The 17,426-nt window shown below is 57.1% G+C and carries 14 protein-coding genes and 1 pseudogene; 7 read left to right on the forward strand and 8 right to left on the reverse strand.

From position 1 onward, the window contains the following. Positions 1–11: 11 nt before the first annotated feature. Positions 12–2,891, forward strand: a complete 2,880-nt coding sequence (locus IPM39_29130; protein ID MBK8990080.1) for an FAD-binding protein — start codon at positions 12–14, stop codon at positions 2,889–2,891. A gap of 92 nt (positions 2,892–2,983) precedes the next feature. Here the strand turns inward: IPM39_29130 and IPM39_29135 are convergent, their stop codons facing one another. The 6 genes and pseudogenes from IPM39_29135 to IPM39_29160 all read right to left on the reverse strand — a co-directional run bounded on the left by IPM39_29135 (position 2,984) and on the right by IPM39_29160 (position 9,577). After that, entirely contained in the window at positions 2,984–3,439 is a 456-nt protein-coding gene (locus IPM39_29135; protein MBK8990081.1) for a hypothetical protein, read from the reverse strand. A 233-nt stretch (positions 3,440–3,672) separates the two neighbouring features. Beyond that, complete coding sequence (locus tag IPM39_29140) at positions 3,673–4,482, reverse strand: hypothetical protein (protein ID MBK8990082.1); 810 nt, start codon at positions 4,480–4,482, stop codon at positions 3,673–3,675. A 308-nt stretch (positions 4,483–4,790) separates the two neighbouring features. Beyond that, positions 4,791–6,221, reverse strand: coding sequence for a hypothetical protein (locus tag IPM39_29145; protein ID MBK8990083.1), 1,431 nt, complete (start codon positions 6,219–6,221; stop codon positions 4,791–4,793). A 43-nt stretch (positions 6,222–6,264) separates the two neighbouring features. Beyond that, a complete protein-coding gene (locus IPM39_29150; GenBank protein ID MBK8990084.1) occupies positions 6,265–6,963 on the reverse strand; it encodes a hypothetical protein in 699 nt (232 codons plus the stop codon). Between the two features lie 279 nt (positions 6,964–7,242). Then, a pseudogene (locus tag IPM39_29155) lies at positions 7,243–8,590 on the reverse strand (transposase). Positions 8,591–8,650: 60 nt separating this feature from the next. After that, the gene (locus IPM39_29160; protein ID MBK8990085.1) at positions 8,651–9,577 is read right to left on the reverse strand and encodes a glycosyltransferase family 2 protein; all 927 of its coding nucleotides are present in this window, start codon (positions 9,575–9,577) and stop codon (positions 8,651–8,653) included. 569 nt (positions 9,578–10,146) lie between these two features. On the opposite strand from IPM39_29160, the gene coaBC reads away from it, so the two are divergent. Beyond that, a complete protein-coding gene (gene coaBC, locus IPM39_29165; protein ID MBK8990086.1) occupies positions 10,147–11,400 on the forward strand; it encodes a bifunctional phosphopantothenoylcysteine decarboxylase/phosphopantothenate--cysteine ligase CoaBC in 1,254 nt (417 codons plus the stop codon). Between the two features lie 13 nt (positions 11,401–11,413). Here the strand turns inward: coaBC and IPM39_29170 are convergent, their stop codons facing one another. Then, positions 11,414–11,839: a type II toxin-antitoxin system VapC family toxin gene (locus tag IPM39_29170; protein ID MBK8990087.1), complete on the reverse strand. Its 426-nt coding sequence runs from the start codon at positions 11,837–11,839 to the stop codon at positions 11,414–11,416. Beyond that, complete coding sequence (locus IPM39_29175) at positions 11,836–12,084, reverse strand: type II toxin-antitoxin system Phd/YefM family antitoxin (protein ID MBK8990088.1); 249 nt, start codon at positions 12,082–12,084, stop codon at positions 11,836–11,838. The genes IPM39_29170 and IPM39_29175 overlap by 4 nt, the downstream gene beginning before the upstream one ends. Before the next feature lie 322 nt (positions 12,085–12,406). On the opposite strand from IPM39_29175, the gene IPM39_29180 reads away from it, so the two are divergent. From IPM39_29180 to IPM39_29200, 5 genes are all read left to right on the forward strand, one after another. Beyond that, a complete protein-coding gene (locus IPM39_29180) occupies positions 12,407–14,584 on the forward strand; it encodes a c-type cytochrome (protein MBK8990089.1) in 2,178 nt (725 codons plus the stop codon). 237 nt (positions 14,585–14,821) lie between these two features. Then, positions 14,822–15,022: a DNA cytosine methyltransferase gene (locus tag IPM39_29185; protein ID MBK8990090.1), complete on the forward strand. Its 201-nt coding sequence runs from the start codon at positions 14,822–14,824 to the stop codon at positions 15,020–15,022. Between the two features lie 29 nt (positions 15,023–15,051). Beyond that, a complete protein-coding gene (locus tag IPM39_29190; protein ID MBK8990091.1) occupies positions 15,052–15,858 on the forward strand; it encodes an HNH endonuclease in 807 nt (268 codons plus the stop codon). A gap of 496 nt (positions 15,859–16,354) precedes the next feature. Further along, positions 16,355–16,720 carry an AIPR family protein gene (locus IPM39_29195; GenBank protein ID MBK8990092.1) on the forward strand — a complete coding sequence of 122 codons (366 nt, stop codon included), beginning with the start codon at positions 16,355–16,357 and terminating at the stop codon, positions 16,718–16,720. Next, complete coding sequence (locus IPM39_29200) at positions 16,629–17,351, forward strand: AIPR family protein (protein MBK8990093.1); 723 nt, start codon at positions 16,629–16,631, stop codon at positions 17,349–17,351. The genes IPM39_29195 and IPM39_29200 overlap by 92 nt, the downstream gene beginning before the upstream one ends. Positions 17,352–17,426: the final 75 nt, after the last annotated feature.

The following is a 17,426-nucleotide window of genomic DNA, read 5'->3' on the forward strand; positions in this document are numbered from 1 at the left end:
AAACTGCGTCCATGGATGAGTTTCTGCGTGAACTGCGCCAAAACGTGGCCGGTGACGTGCGCGCCGACGCCATGAGCCGCGTCTTGTACAGCACCGACGCCAGCATCTACCAGGTGATGCCGTTGGCGGTCCTCATCCCGCGCACGGTGGAAGATGTGGTAACGGCCGTCTCCCTGGCCGCCCAACACCACATCCCCATCTTGCCGCGTGGTTCTGGAACCAGCCTGGCCGGGCAGGCCACCAACGCCGCCCTGGTGCTAGATACCACCCGCCATCTGGACCACATCCTGGAATTGAACGTGGCCGAAAAATGGGTCCGCGCCGAGAGCGGCGTGGTCTTGGCCCACCTGAACGCCCATCTCAAGACGCACGGCCTGAAATTTGGCCCCGATCCGGCCAGCGCCAACCGCGCCACCCTGGGCGGCGTGGTCGGCAACAACGCCTCCGGCGCGCATTCCATCCTCTATGGCATGGCCGCCGACCATGTGCTGGCGGCGCAAATGGTTCTGGCTGATGGCTCGCTGGTTGGCTTTGCGCCGGAAAATGGGGCCGCGTCGGTTCTGGCGCAAAAGGTGGCCGCTCTGGTCAATCACCCGGCCAATCTGGACATCATCCGCCAGAGAACGCCGCGCCATTGGCGGCGCTGCGGCGGCTACAACCTGGACCGCCTGACCAACGGCCGTGACCTCACCTTCCAATGGCCCTTCGACGGCCGCTTTAACCTGGCAAAGCTCATCTGCGGCGCGGAAGGCACGTTGGGCTTCATGACCGAGGTGACGCTGAATCTGGTGGACGCGCCGACCCACACCGGCCTGGCAATCCTCCAGTTCGACGAGCAGCGCGCCGCCCTGGAGGCTGTGCCCGCATTGTTGGCGGTGGAACCGGCGGCCATCGAGTTTTTGGACCATTATGGCCTGTCGTTGGCGCAAGGCGTGCCCGCGTTTGCCGGCATGATGGCCGGATTTGTGCAGGGGCAGCCCCACTGTTTGCTCATCACCGAATTTTATGGCGCTTCGGAGCGGGAGATAGCGGCCAAATTTGCCCGGCTGCGCGACCATGTGCGGCGGCGCGGATTACGGCCGTCGGCCATCACCACCCTCACCGACCCGCAGGCCATTGGCAATGTCTGGCGCGTGCGCGAGGGCGGTCTGGGCGTGTTGATGAGTATGCGCGGCGACGTGAAGCCGCTGCCGTTCATCGAAGACGCGGCCGTGCCGGTGGAACATCTGGCCGATTATATCGGCCGTCTGGAACAGTTTTGCCGCGATGAGTTGGACACCGGCATGGCCTATTACGCCCATGCCAGCGCCGGCTGCCTGCACGTCCGCCCGCTGATCAACACCAAAATCGCTCAGGATGTGGCGAAATTACCCCAAATCATGCGCTTTGCCGTCGAATTATTGGGCGATTACGGCGGCGTGTTGTCCAGCGAACATGGCGATGGCAAAGCGCGAAGCTGGCTCAATCCCCGTTTCTTCGGCCAGGAGTTGTACGATTTATACCGGCAGGTGAAGGGTGTTTTCGACCCGGACAACCTGTTCAATCCGGGCAACATCGTCGCTGGCCCGGCGATGACCGATAATCTGCGCTACGGACCAGATTACCGCACCATCCCCATTGCGGCGCTGTTGGACTTTCGCGCCGACCAGGGTTTTGACCGGGCGGTTGAGATGTGCAATGGCGCCGGCGTCTGCCGCCAACAAAGCGGCACGATGTGCCCCAGCTTTATGGCGACCCGCGAGGAGGCGGACAGCACACGGGGGCGGGCCAACGCGCTGCGGGCGGCATTGGCGGGTGGTTTGCCGCCGGGTTCGTTGACCGGACCAGATGTGTATGGGGTGATGGATTTGTGCGTGAGCTGCAAAGCGTGTCAGGCGGAGTGCCCATCGTCGGTGGACATGGCCCGGATTAAGGCGGAGTTTTTGCATCAGTACCATCAGGCGCATGGCTGGCTGCTGCGCGACCGTTTTTTTGTCCACGCGGCCGACCTGAGTCGGTTGGCGAGTGGGCGGCTGGCCCCATTGTCTAATTGGGCGTTGGGCAGCCGGCGGCTGCGCGGGGCGCTGAATCGGTTGTTAGGTCTGGCGGCACGGCCGTTTCCCCTCTTCGCCGCCCAGACGTTTGACCGGTGGTATGCGCGCCTGCCCAAACGAGCGGAAGATGAGGCACGGCCGTCGCTCATCCTGCTGGTGGATATGGCGCACAACTACCACGAACCGGCGGCGGCGCAGGCGGCGCTGAAGGTGCTGACGGCCGTTGGCTTTCAGGTCATTTGCCCACCCATCCACGATTTTGGCCGGGCGGCTTTTTCCAAAGGGGATTTGCCGCGGGCGCGGCGGCTGGCTCTGAGCGCCCTGGCAGCGTTAGCGCCATTGGCCCAGGCCGGGTGGCCCATCGTCGGGCTGGAACCGAGCGACGTTTCCATGCTGCTGGATGATTATGCCGCCTTACTGCCGGATGACGGCCGTGTGCCATTGGTGGCGGCGCAGACGGTGACGTTTGAGGAATTGATGTGGCGGCAGATGGGCGACGGCCGTTTAGACGGCTTGTTTGCGCCGCAGACCGGGCGCGTTTTGCTGCACGGCCACTGCCACCAAAAGGCGCTCGGCGGCGTGCGCGCCAGCCAGGAGCTGCTGGCCTACCTGGGCTACGAAGTGACGGAGGCGGGGGCGGCCTGCTGCGGCATGGCTGGATCGTTTGGCTATGAGGCGGAACACGAGGCCATTTCCCGGCAAATGGGGGAACTCAGACTGCTGCCGGCCGTGCGCGCCCAAACGATGGATACGCTTATTGTTGCTGCCGGGGTAAGCTGCCGCGAGCAAATTCGCCAGGGCGCACAACGCACGGCGCTGCATCCGGCGGCTGTGCTTTATAGTTCGTTGGCTGGTTAGCAGCCGTAAGCCGGAGTCCGTGTGCTGTTTTCCGTTGGCGCTTGCCATAGGCCGCGCCTTATGGCTTACCGAACATGGCTTACCGAATACGGCTACAACCGCTCGCAGCTGTCCAACAGCAGGTTGTACGTCCCAGAGAGGCTGACGTAGACAAAGCCGCCGCACTCCTGGCAGGAAACCTGGTACTCCACGCCCTCTTCGCCAGAAACAGGCTCCCAACCGGTCAGCACGTGGCCGTGAATACTGGCGAAGGCTTCTACTTCGCGCATTTGCCGGTTCAGGAAGCTCTCTTTTTCGATGGCCTCGGTGACGTGCAACGTTTCGGTCGCGCCGACGATGGCCCGCACGACGGCCGCATGGACCAGATTGTCTGGCACGTTGTCGGGCAAGCCGGCCACTTTTGCCAGCAGCAATTCTAATACTTCTGAGATTTCTTGCCGGGTTTCCCGGTCGTAGTGCTGCACGAGGGAGCCTTCTTCTAACAGACTGGCCAGGTAGTGAACGGCCGTTTGCAAATGCGTCTTCCTAACTTCTGCCGACGTGGTCATTTTGCTGCGTCTCCTTGCCTGCCGGCGCTTCTGGCGGCGGCGCGGGTATTCGTGATGCTGTCTGGTTGTTTCTCACCAGCCTGCTAATTATACCGGCTATGTTGTCCTATGCCAGCCGCTTCAAATCAGGTCAGCAATTCTCAATTTGAAATCCAGCCGTCGCTGCGGCTGTTATCTGTCCGCGCCGTCCCGCCCCTACTTAGCACACCAGGGCAAATTGAGAACTGCTAAAATCAGGTCTGGTCTGGCGGCGACGGCCGTTGCAAATTCTGGAACTGCGCTTGAATCATGTCTCGTTCCACCTGTTTGCGGGCAATTTTTCGCTCCACATCGGCTACCATTTCACCCAACAGGTCGCGCCCCTGGCGTTGGGCCAGCTTTACTTCCAGGCTCAAAGAGACCATCGGGCCGGTATGCAGGCTTTGCCGCTCCTGCTGAATACGCTGCAAGCGGCGCTGACAGCGGCTCAATTCTTCTTCCAGCGCGCGCATCATCTCGTTTTCGGTTTGGGCGGAGGCGGCGGGCGCGGCCGGTTGGCCGCCATCCAGCTGGCGGGCGACGGCCAGCAGTTCGGCCAGACTGCGGGCGGCGTAAGCATCGTTGACGGCCGTCATCATCTCGGTGCGGTAGGCGCGGTCGGCCGCCTCGGTGGTCAGGTCTGGGTGCAGGCGGCGGGCCAGTTGGCGGTACAGCTTTTTGATTTGCGCCTCGGTAGATTGGCTGACAGGTTCAGACGGCCGTTTGGGGGCCGCCTGGGGTGGTGTTTGCCAGGTACGGCGAAACTGTTCTTCCACCGGGCGAAAGTCTACGCCAAATGTCTGTTCGTTGCGGCGGCGCTGAATGCGGTCCAGCAGATCGGCCACTTCGGCTTCGACGGCCGTCAACTGCGCCAGCCGCTCGCCCAGCCGCGCCGCAAAGGCAAATTCAAACGCCTCGATGTCGGCGCGATAATCGGCCAGTTTTGCCTCGGCTTCAATCAGGTCGGTGCGCGCCGTTTCTACAGCGGCGCGCAAACGGGCGATTTTATCGGCTCTTGTTTGCAAGGCGGTTTTTCTTTCCTAACCTGGACAAGCCAGAACCAAAAAGGTTAAATTCTTGCACAGTGAGCAAGAATCTGACTTGTAAGGCACTTATTTAGACCTGACAGGTTGCTATGCGCGCAAAGGTCATCATCCAATTTCAATGATAAACCTGTCTCGCCCGGTTCAGGCGAAAATGGGCGAGACGGCGCGGGAAAATGCCGTCCGCTGCGGCTGCTGCCTGTCCGCGCCGTCCCGCCCCTACCAACATTGGAATGGTCGGTCACAATCTGCCATTTTTGTCACCTTGTCAGATGTCGCCTTGTCGGGTCTTAGCGGTGAATGGCCGGTAGATAGGCGTGGTAGATAATGTCGGTGACGGCCAGGGTGAGGGGGATGGCTGCCGGCAGCCCGGCCGTCTCGGCTGTGGCGCTGATGGTGAGAGAGCCGGTGTAAATGCCGGACGGCCGTGCCACACTCTCAATTGCCACCGTCACCACGCTGCGCTCTCCCGGCGTCAGCATCCCGCCGTCGGGGGCAAAGACCGGGACCAGGTCTGTGCCCGCGTCGGCCTGAATGGTAAAGGTGATGGTCCGCGTGCCCACGTTGTCCACAACGATCTGGCGTGTGGTCGAAAACGGCTGCTGCGTCGGGGTGATGATGGCCGCCAACTGGCCGGGCCACACACTGGCGGCGGCAAAAGTTGGCACTTCGGCTTTGGGCATGTCGCGCAGAGCGGTCTCGGCCGGGCGGCCTTGCACGGCGTAGTAGCGCATTTGCTCGCACTCCTGGTACAGGCCGGGCTGGTTGAAATTGAGGTTAAAGACGATCAGCGCCTCCATCCAGGGCCAGTTGGCGGCGGCGTATTGGAACGCGCCCACCAGGTTGTCCGCCTGTTCTTGTTCGGTGACGAGCTGCCAGAGACGGCCGTCCCAAGAGCCATCGGCGCGGCAGTGGTCGGGCGGTGTCACCAGCCAGCCAAACTCCGTCGCCCACATCGGCTTATGGCCGTAGCCATACTGCTGCATGAGGGCGTACAACTTTTCCGCGCCACGGAAGCAAAAGCCATTGACGCAGTTCTGGGTTGGGTCGGCCGAAGGCATGTCGGGCGCGGCGTCGAAATTGGCGCGAAAGCCGTAAGGATGGTAGCCCACGCCGTCCAGGCAGCTGCCGCCGCCGGCCGCCAGAAATTCCTTAAAAAATTCGCGTTCATCCTGATACAGCCCATTGTGGCCGGGATGTCCGTTCCAATTACCCGTCACCCGGCCGGTGGGGGCCAGCCCGGCGGAGATGACTTTGGCCTGGGGGTCGGCGGTTTTGATGGCGGTGTAGGCGGTGCAGAGCAGGCTGGCGTAGTGGGCGGCATTGGGTGAAGTGGTCCAGCCGTAGCTGGCGTCCAGGTTGGGTTCATTGCCGATTTCGTAGGCGTCTACATAGCCGGCCTGCGATTCGGCCAATTGGCTCATGGCCGCGCCAAAGGCGGGCAGGTTGTTAAACTGATTGACGCTGGCCTCGACGCGCAGCAGCACATGCACCGGCAGACGGCTGCCGGGTGGGTTGAACACCTTGATCCAGTTGAAGCCCATCGTTTGCAGGCGGTCTACATCCCAGGCGGCGACGTTGAAGCCGTAGCCCAAAGCCAGCTCGGCCGGCTTTTGCGGGTTGGCGTGTAACTGGCTAAAGAGAAGGCCCAAGCTGAAAAATGCCAGGGTAAAGCTGTTAAACAGGGAAACGGCCGTGCGCCGCCCAATCTTCCAATCCATTATGTTCTCCTTGTCAATCATCAAGCCTTCGACAAGCGCAGGACTAATCGCCCATCGCCAACTGCCGGACGCCAACGGTACCGCGCACCAGTTTAAATAACAGGTAGGAGGCCAGGGCAAAGGCGGCTGCGCCAAAGGTGGTCAGCGTTTGCTCAAACCAATGGAGGGCGATGGGTTTGGGCTGGATGGGGGCGATGGCCTGTAAAACAAAAATCATCCCCACGTTGACGATGAAAAGCAGCGAAACGCCCCACTTGCCGCGGCGGCCGGCTTCGATCATCAGCAGCGCGGTCAGCCACAGGTTTGTCAGGCTGGCCAGGCTCATGATGGGCATGAACCAGCCGCGCTCCACGCCCTGCAGCCAGAAGCGCAGCGCGGCGATGCCATAGACCAGCACAATCGCAGCCAATGGAGCAAGCCACACGTTTTTAGGGCTGGATTTTCCGTGCAGGCGGCGCATGGCAATCCATACGGCCGCAGCCAACAGCGTAAAACCCGGCGCCATGAGTGGAAACAACGCCTCTGCCATCCAAACCACGTCCTGGCCGGCAACGGCCATTTCCAGTTTCCAGATGGCTTTCAGTAGACCGGCGGTCACGACCAGCCCTGCGCCGACAGCAGCCATCAGCTTTTGGTCCGGCGCGACGGTTTCCACCAACCGGGTTATAAAAAAAAGAGCGACCCCGGTGAATATAACCGGCAGAAAATCGTACAGCGCCAGACCAATGGTGTAATCGTTCATGCAAACCTCCTTCGTAAACGGGGGCGCGGATGTCCTGTCTGCCCTGGCAGGCGAGACGCCTGCGCTCCCAGGGTTCTCATTCATGGTGGTGGGCAAACCACTCATGAAGTCTCCTAGCAGGCTGTCGGAAAAATATCTTCTGAAGGCCCCATGATAGACAAATAACGATTTCAAAGCATCAAGACAAGCAGTTTGCAACTCATATTGGCCTCATTACCATGAATTTTGCACGGTTTTACAGCCCGTTTTCGGGCATCAGGCAGGGGCAATAACGCCCCATCAACCAACCTGCAAGGTATGCAATCGTTTCAAGTTGTAAGCCAGACAAACCAATGTCCATTCGCCACCGGCAGCAACCAGGCCTCGCAGAAAACTGGCGAGACCCAAGGTTTCCTTGATGATACCGATAACCGGTTCAACCGTCGATTTGCGCAACGGTAGGTGGCTTTGCCGAGGTGGTCTGCAGTTTGTAAGCCATTTGCTCTTTGACGGAAGCATCATTGGGTGGCGGGTTGGGATTGTCCAGGAAAAGGCACGCCAACCCTGATGGTGTGGGCTGCGACCGTGGCGATGTAGGGGTCAATGCCGCGCGCTTCCAAGCTGGCGATGTTGTTTTCGCTGAAGTAGCCGGTGTCCAAATTGACCTTTTTCGGCTGACCCACGACTGGTGGTACGGTGTCGAGGTTGGCAGGGCGGCCTGTTTATCGTTGGTATGGTCACACAACCAATTGCCCACTACCAGACGACTGTCATGGTCAACCACTACCTGGACGTTATAATGTTGGTCAAAGCCGCTGTTGGTGGCGTTTTCATGATGCGCGATTCGGGGTCGGTGAAGTTGTACTGGTCTTTATCTCTGGGTCCTGGAGTGGGTGGCTGCGGTGGTTTGCCCGGCGGCTTTTTTTCCCTGTGGGTCGGTCTTTTCGGCCCGGGCTTGCATCTTGGCCTCGTATTCGGCTTGCTCGGCTTCATACCGGGCCTGGGCGCGTTCCTCCAGCACCTTCTTGGCTTCGGCCAGCCGCGCCAATTGCTGCTGGCGTCGGGCAATCTCATCGGGAATGTTCATCTCTTCGGGCAGTTGTCCTCCATCGGCAACTTCAGCCAAAGTGAACAACTCCTCGACTTCGGCTTGCAGATGGCTTCGATAGCCAACAGCCGCTGGTAACTGACCGCTTTGCTCTTGGACGCATCGGCATGGTTTGCTGCCATCCAGACTGACGTTACCCAATTGCAAATAGCCCATCGCCTGGGCAATCAACAGTATCTGGACAAACAACTCTTTCAGTTCAGCCAGAAATTGTTGGCGGAAAGCCGCAATCGTGTCATGGTCCGGGGTGCACGTCACCGGTAATGAAACGAAAGGGAATCACCTCATGGGTGGCGCGTTCAATCTTGCGCGAACTGAATACGCCGCTGGCATAGCTGTAGAACAGCAATCCCAACATCACTTCCGGGGCGTATGGGTGGCGCACCCTGCTCGCTATACCTTCTACACATGATCCCCAAATCAGTTGGGCGACGACAGCGACAATGAAGCGAGCCAAATGGTCGGGTGGCGGACATCGCGCAAGGTGATTTGCAGGTCCAGGGTCTTTTCGTAATCAGCAGTTCTGAATTTTCTTGCCATACCCAAAGTTTACACCGAAATCATTTTTGTTCGGAGAAACGTATCTTCTCCGACAAGCTGCTAGGTTAATTTATGCTTCATCACCCGAAACCAACCGCGCACCTGGATGCCCGCCAGCACAAACCTGGTGACGACGGCCGGATACTGCTGGCTGTAAAACTTGCGATAAAACACCTGCATCGCCCGCACCGATTCCTGGGCTACTTTGATGCGCGTCTCTTTTGGCGGACGGGCGATGTCGGCCGATTCTTTGCGCAGACCGGAACTGGCCCCTTTGTAATGCAGCACAGTGACGTGTGGGTAGTAGATGATTGTATACCCCGCCTGATGGATGCGGTAACAAAAATCTATGTCTTCGCCATAGAAAAAGTAAGTCTCGTCCCAGCCGCCCAACGCATCAAATAGGGCGCGGGGCATCAGCATATAGGAACCGGCGATGACGGGCACGGCGTGGGTCTGGTTAAAATCGGCGTAGGATTGGAAGTAGCCGTTGAAGCGTGGCGCGCGCGGGAACAGGCGGCTGAGGCCGGCGAAATGGCACAGTGCGTTCCAGGGAGTGGGAAAGCCGCGATGGTTGTCCGGGTCGCGCCGGCCGTCTGGATAGATCAACCGCACTGTCAGCGCCCCCACGTCGGGATTGGCCTGCATGTAGGCGACTGGCCCGCTGAGGGCGTCGGGTTCGACGCGGGTGTCGGAGTTGAGGAAGAGGACGTATTGGCTTTGGGCAACGGCCGTGCCGACATTATTCGCCGTCGCAAACCCCTGGTTGGTCTCGCTCGCCACCATCCGCACCTGCGGATACCGCTGGCGCACCATCGCCGCGCTGCCATCCGTCGAAGCATTGTCCACGACGATGATCTCCAGCCCACCCGGCGGCGCTTCGGCCGCCAGCAGCGCAGCGAGGCAATCATCCAGCAGCTGCCGGGTGTTATAAGAAACGATGATGACCGAAAGGGTAAACGGCCGTGAGTGGTATGTATCGTTCATAGATGTTCCGTCAGTCGCCAATCGTCAGACTAGCAGCCTGTCGGAGAACTCAGGATAGGTACACGGATTGAACGGATTCGACGGATTTTTACGGATAAATCACCAGAAAATCGGTGTAAATCCGTGTCATCCGTGTATCCATTTCTACTTTTCCGACAACCTGCTAGTTTCCGTATTCGGTAATCCGTGATTCGTAATCCGGGCATGGTTCATTTCAGTTGATTTGTGCTTTACAAATTTTGCAAAAAAGCGTGTCATGCTGAGGTCCTCCGAAGCATCCCGTTCCTCTGGCGTTAGCGGGATGCTTCGCTCCGAAGACTCCGCTCAGCATGACAATGCCGCGTAAATTTGTAAAGAAGATGTTTCGCCCGATGAACCATGCCGTAATCCGTAATCTGTGTTCCGTAGGGCGCTAACTCTGGCAAATGCCGACGGAAACGGCATACGGACTTCGGTTTACGGCTGCGAGCCTCTCTCTGTGCTACGCCTGACGCCTGACGCCGTTAGTTTATCACGTTCTGTCATAAACTGGTTCGATGTTGCCCGGCGCATGGCGTATAATTGCCTTCATGGAACCCATTAACCCTATCTCCCTCTTACACAACAAACATATTTTACTCGGCGTCAGCGGCTCCATTGCCGCTTACAAAAGCATTGACCTGGCCTCCAAACTGACCCAGGCCGGGGCGCTGGTGGATGTGATCATGACCGAAGCGGCGCAGCAGTTTGTCACGCCGCTGGCTTTCCGTTCTGTAACCGGCCGGCCGGTTTACACCTCCATGTGGGATTTGGCGGACCATGTGCGCCACGTAGGATTGGGCGAAACGGCCGACCTTTTGCTGATCGCCCCGGCCACCGCCCACACCATCGCCAAACTGGCCCAGGGCATGGCCGACAATCTGCTGACTGTCACCGTGCTGGCTGCTCGCTGCCCCATCCTGCTGGCCCCGGCGATGGACGGCGGCATGTATGAACACCTGGCGACCCAGGCCAATATCGCCACGTTAAAAGAGCGCGGCGTCATATTCATTGGTCCGGCGGCGGGGCGCATGGCTTCTGGCCTGACCGGACTGGGGCGCATGGTGGAGCCGCCGGAACTGCTGGCCCAGGCGCGGTTGGCTCTGGCGTGGTCTGGTCCGTTGGCTGGACTGCATGTCGTTGTCAGCACTGGGCCGACGCGGGAAGCGCTGGACCCGGTGCGGTTCATCAGCAATCGCTCGACCGGCAAGCAGGGGCTGGCGGTGGCGCAGGCGGCGCTGGACGCCGGGGCGCGGGTGACGCTGGTGGCCGGCCCCATCAGTGAACCGGCCCCGCTGGGCCTGACGCGCATAGACGTGGAGACGACGCAGCAAATGGCCGAGGCGGTGTTGGTGGCGACTGAGGACGCCGACGCCCTGTTCATGGTGGCCGCCGTGGCCGATTTTCGCCCGGAAACGCAGTCGGCGCGCAAAATTAAGAAGACGGAGCAGGAGGAAGGGGGCAACGGCGGCTGGGGGTTGGCGATTGGCCTGGAGGTGACGCTGGATATTCTGAGCGCGGTGAAGGAGCGGCGCGAGAAGACGGGCTACCCGCGGGTGTCGCTGGGTTTTGCTGCCGAGACGCACGATGCGTTTGAGTACGGCCGTCAGAAACTCCTGCGCAAAGGTCTCAACTTTATCGCCGTCAACGACGTGCTGGCCGACGGGGCGGGTTTTGCCGTGGATACCAACCGGGTGGTGCTGCTGAGTTCGGCCGGGGTGGTAGAAGAGATGCCGCTGTTGAGCAAAACGGCCGTTGCCGAGCGGCTGGTGCATCATGTGGCGCGGGCGTTGGGGCGGGAGTGAGGGGAAACGGCCGTTACATCTCCAGCCACGGGTTCACGAGTACCACGCCTAAACCGGTAAAATCGGTCGTATTCCGTGTGACCAGGGCTAGATTGTGGTGAATGGCCGTTGCGGCGATTAACCCGTCCATGACCGGTAGTTTACGCCCCCGCTGCATCAGCTTTCCGGTAAGCATTCCCCACTGCCGCATCGTGCCCGTATCCAGCGGCAGTATGTACTCCTGGTAAGCGGGTAACAGCATTTCTTCTAACCACACGGTCAATTGCTCTTGTTTTTGCGATGCGGGCAGCCGGGTAATGCCTTGCTGAACTTCGCCAATTGTGACGACGCTCAGGAACATGGGCATATGTTGATGGATTTGCAGCCAGTTAACGACAAGCGATTCCGGCGTCTCTGTGGCAAATTCAGAGACAATGTTTGTGTCCAGCAGATAAGTCACAAAACCACCTCGCGCCCTACATCCTTCCGGTCCCGCGTGATTTCCACACCAGACCCCGCCAACGGTGAGGCCAGAAGAAGGTCGAGCAAAGTGGTTTTAGGCTTCATCATCTGGCGATATTCCGCCATAGATAGAACAACAACGACCTCTTCACCGTGTCGCGTGACAATTTGTGGTCCTTGTTCCAGCGCTTGATTGACCACCTGACTAAATTTGCTTTTCGCGTCTTGTAACTGCCAGATCATGATTTACCTCTGTCTAGCAGCTTGTGGGAGAACTCAGGATAGGTACACGGATTGAACGGATTCGACGGATTTTTACGGATAAATCACCAGAAAATCGGTGTAAATCCGTTAAATCCGTGTCATCCGTGTATCCATTTCTACTTTTCCGACAACCTGCTAGCTCGTTTGATGGGTCCGACTAGCCTGACTAGATTTTAATTGATAGTCGTCCTCAAAGTCAATCACGGTATAATCCCCTCCGACTACCATACTCTGGGAGCGCGGACGTCCCGTCTGCCGCAAGCAGAACGTCGGCGTTCCCACTGCCCAAGGAGTTCCGTTGGTGAATAAACGTAACCGCCGAATTGTTCTGCTCATCCTGGTGAGCAGCCTGCTGTTGGCCGTTAGCTTTGTCTGGAACGGCCGTAGCCACCAAAACAACATCGCCATCGCCGTCGCCAAAGGCAAAGCGGTCTACGACATGACCGCCATGACCCAAATTAGCCTCAACCAACCGCAAATGCAAGCCATCGCCCTGGCCGACGAAGGGCTGATGGCGCTGCTTGGCGGCGACGAATTCGGCTTTTTAGATGCCGTCGTCCTGGGGGAAGGCGAAGCCGCCCGCTGGCAGGCCGCCGGCTGCGGCCGCCAAAACTGCGTCCACATCTCCCTTTATGATTACACCAACGGCGGCACGGTGAATGCTGTCCTCAACACCAGCAGCGGCCGTATCGTAGACCGCTGGACCAATCCCGACGCCCGCCCCGGCGGCAGCGAATTTATCTTGCCCCGCGCCATCGCCATCGCGGCCGCCGACCCCGGCGTGCAAAACATCCTGGGCAAGCTGGATCAGGACCCGGCGATGATCCCTATGTCGGCCTGGCTGGCCGACGACGCCTGCCGTGACGATTGGTGCGTAGACCTGACCTACCAGGACCCATCGGGCAGCGGCAAAATTGTCCACGTCTTTGTCAATATGGAGCAGAAGCGGGTGGCGCGCACGTTCATGACGCGCGGCCGTGACCCCATCGCCTCTGCCGCGCCGCAGCCGCAGCGCAATTCGTATACCGACGGCTGCCAGGAAAACGAATACGGTTGGAATGTCTGCTGGGAAATGACGGCCAACGATGGCCTGAATTTTTACGGCGCAGCCTACAATGGCACGCCTATTTTTGCAAGCGCCAAAATTGGGCAAATTGAGGCGTGGTACCCAAGCTGGCCCGGCGGCTACCGCGACGAAATCGGTTTCCGCTCCACGGTGCCCCCCTTTGGCGACACGCAGGTGACGGATTTGGGCGATGGCTTTGAGGTGATGCAGTTGTTTACGGAGTTCACCCACTGGCCGAACTGCATCTGCTGCTACCGCTATGAGCAGATTATGCGTTTTTATGAAGACGGCCGTTTCGCCCTCGGTTTTGTCTCGCATGGCCCTGGCTGTGATGATTTGTCGGTCTACCGGCCGTTTTGGCGCCTGGATCTGACATTAGACGGCCGTGGCCGCACCGATGTCTGGGCCTGGGACACCAGCCAGTGGGTTGAGCTGACCGAGGAGAGCGAATTCTTCCCCTTTATTGACCAGGTTTCACCGGAAGGGGAGCAACTGGCAACCTTCAACGGCGACCTCCATTACCGCTGGCAGATGACGCGCACCGACCCGTTTGGGCTGGATGAAGCCCGTGTTTTCCTGCTGCAATACCAAGAAGGCGAAGGGGATGGCCCCATCCCGACCGGCCCCGGCGACACCTTCATCCCGCCGCGCCAATGGCTGGATGGCGACGCGCTGTCCGGCGGCGACCCGGTGTTGTGGTGGGTCCCGCTGCTCAAGAGCAAAAAGAGCGAACCATACTGGTGTTCGCCCGACCCGGAACCGGGCATCAACATGTGCGAGACTTTTTTGATTGCCCGGCCGGCCGGTGAATTGGTGCAGCCCACAGAAGAAGAATTGGCGGCCATGCCGACGGCAACGGCCGTGCCCGCCGAAATCTCCACACCCGCCCCCACGCCCACGCCCCGCCCCGTGCAAGGCGAAGACGCCGAAGACATCATCCTCAACGCTGGCTGCGGCTCCTGCCACCAGATCGGCGCGTTGGGCGAAGCCCACAAGGTCGGGCCAGACCTGTCTGGCATTGGTCTGGTGGCCGGGTCGCGGGTCCCCGGCTTGTCCGCCGAAGAATATCTGCGCCAGGCTATTCTGGAACCCAACGCCCACATCGTCGCCGATTGTCCCAACGGCCCGTGCATCCCCAACATCATGCCGCGTGATTATGCCACGCGCCTCAGCCCGGCGCAGTTGGAGCTGGTGATTGCTTATCTGCTTACCATGCGCGACGAGGTGGTGGTTGTCGAAACGATTGGCGACGGGGTGGTTCCCGCGCCGAAGGCGATCCCATCGGCCAAAAATGCGTCGGGCGCGACCACTGCCCCGGCGCGGGCGACTGGGTTGGTGGTGCAGGTGGTGTTGGTGGTATTTGTGTTTTTGCTGACGGCGTTTTTGTTAGCAAAACTGCCAGAAGAGAGATAGGGTTGGTCCGGTATGAAACAAGGCCGGGTGAATCCGGCTTTTCAACCCCTTTTTTACGTGGCATGGGGATGGGGTGTGTTTTGTAGGTGTGTGAGTTTGACCGTGAGGGATGCGGGGCTATGTCGCTGAAACAGTTGGAACTGCCGCCAGTGATGGACACCTCGTCGGCCGACATGGCCGGGGAATTTTACGTGCCTGCGCTTTCGCTGCTTCTACTAAATCGAGTACAATAAAAGCATGAATCACTCTGAATTCCAAAACGGCAAACCGAGAATAAGAACCCTGGACCTGTTTTGTGGGGCAGGGGGCAGCAGCTATGGCGCGCGCCAGGCAGGGGCGGAGATTGTGGCTGCGATTGACTACTGGCAAACGGCCGTTGACACTTACAACGCTAACTTTGGCGAAGGCAAAGCGCGTTATGCGGCTTCCCACCTTTGAATCTGTGCTTTACGGCGGGGCGAATTATTATGGCAAAAGGGGGGTTGTGGACATACGACGAGCTATTATTGGCGCTTAACTTGTACTACAAGATACCCTTTGGGCAGTTTCATCAGCACAATCCAAAAGTAATTGATTTAGCTAAATTAATAAACAGAACACCCAGTTCTGTGGCTATGCAACTCAGTAATTTTGCAAGCCTTGACCCATATCACCAAAGTCGGGGAATTAGTGGGCTACGTCCGCCTGGCAAACTTGCACAAGAAATTTGGATAGATATGCAAAACAACTGGGAAGACCTTATCATGAAAAGCGAGGAGTTACTGGATTTACTGGCCCAGCCGCAAGACGAACCCAAAACATCCTATACGTTGGAAGAAGAACGCAATAAAGCCCAATATCTTCAGATTCAGAAAGAAAAGCACGTCCCAACAGAGGTTGAACGCTCTGTAAAGGTGCGATTGGGGCAAAGATTTTTCCGAGAATCAATTATGGCAAACTATCGAGAACGATGTTGTGTGTGCGGTATGCCCATCCCAGAGTTGTTGATAGCAAGTCACATCATTCCTTGGAAGGCAAGAGAAGATTTACGTTTGAATCCAAGCAATGGATTGTGCTTGTGTGTTTTACATGACAAGGCTTTTGACCGAGGGTTACTTTCAATAGATGATGATTACAAAGTGATGATCAGTTCATTGATTCAAGAACATTCATTACAAGAAGCAGTAAAACACGGTTTAACAGCCTACAATGAACATTTTATCTTACTACCCGATAGATTTGTGCCTGAGAAAAGATTTTTGCAGACTCATCGTAATGAGTGTTTTATCTGGTAATACTATCGCCAGATCATGACTTCCGAGACAAAAAAGTCCTTCTGAGTAAGAAATGTAAAAACTTGTGGAAACGGTTTGGAATGTAGTGCCTTGATTAATCATTATGATGTACTGGCTAGCCACTCCGAAATTTTTGCATTCCTGAACTAGACGACATTGTATGGCTTTCAGGACTTTTTGCAACAAGCGAACTACGGCGATTGCATATTCGCCAAACTCAGATGTCTCAGATGACCTCGCCAGGGCGTAAACGCCCCGGCTAGACAACAACGCCGGTTGAAACCGGCTTAAAGCCCCATTTATGGTGCGTTGTTTGGTAGCCTGATGCTTTAGCATCAGGCGGAACGGGCCGTAAAGTTGGGTATGCAATCGCCCTAACAAGCGAACTAGTAGTGCGACCGACTAGTTTTGACGGGTTCTATTACAGCAAAAAAATCCGTCAAAACAATATTGTTGGACTACTAGAATTTCCGAATATGCTAATACTCAAAACAGGGTGAGCGCCGCAGACTTCTTTTCAAATCATCCCTTTCATCTCAGAATCGAAGAGATTTCTCGTCGTTTGTGGGCACCTTCGCCTGAAGGTGGGCTAAGGGAAACTCATTGGTTCTATGAACGCGCACGCGGCCAGTATATCAATGCCCAAGCTAACTTAACCCCAGCAAAACAGAAAGAATTCCTGTCTAAGAACCCCCGCTCTCAAATGTTTACAAAAACCGATCTCGCCAAGTTTGAGAATTCCTTTGGTATGCGACCCCACATGGTTAGTTTTGGAGCGCAAAAAAAACTTTGCGGAATTCGCAAAGGAAATTGGTCAAAAATGGGAGCAGAACGAAAAACAGTTCAACGAGCTTTACTTTAAACATCTTGTGGCAAAAGCAATCCTATTCCGTTTTCTTGACAAAAATATCATGCGACAAGCGTGGTACGGTGGATACAAGGCCAACATAGTTACCTATTCAATAACAAAACTGGCATATATGGTTTCAAGTACCCGCAAGCGCCTAGATTTAGAGCAAATATGGAAGAATCAGAAATTATCACCTGCTCTCGAATCTCAACTATTGCTTATTGCTGAGTCAGTAAATGAGCAAATACAAGACGCACCAGAACTGATAACAAATGTAACTGAATGGTGTAAGAAAGAAGCCTGTTGGCAAAGAATCAAAGACTCACAACAAGTAACTTTGAACCAAGACCTTATTATTGAGCTTTTGGACGTTCAGGAAGTACTAGATCGTGCAAAAGATGCCGAGAAAACTCAAACGATAGATAACGGTATCTTTTCACAAAAATATGTAATTGAAAAAGGAGCTGACTATTGGAAGCAAGTCGCCCAATACGGACTGAAGGGGAAGCATCTTAGCCCTATGGAAATGGAAATTATTCAAATTGCCTGCAAAATCCCGAATAAAATCCCATCTGAAAAACAATCACAGGTAATCATAAAAATCGAAAACAAGGTTATTGCTGAGGGATTTTTTGTTGAATAGTACTCCATAATCTTCGGAATAAGCTGGCCAACAGCCTTTGTCGTCTTCAATTGGAATTGTTTTTTCTGGCAGTAT

This window comes from Candidatus Leptovillus gracilis (assembly GCA_016716065.1).
Lineage (GTDB): Bacteria > Chloroflexota > Anaerolineae > Promineifilales > Promineifilaceae > Leptovillus > Leptovillus gracilis.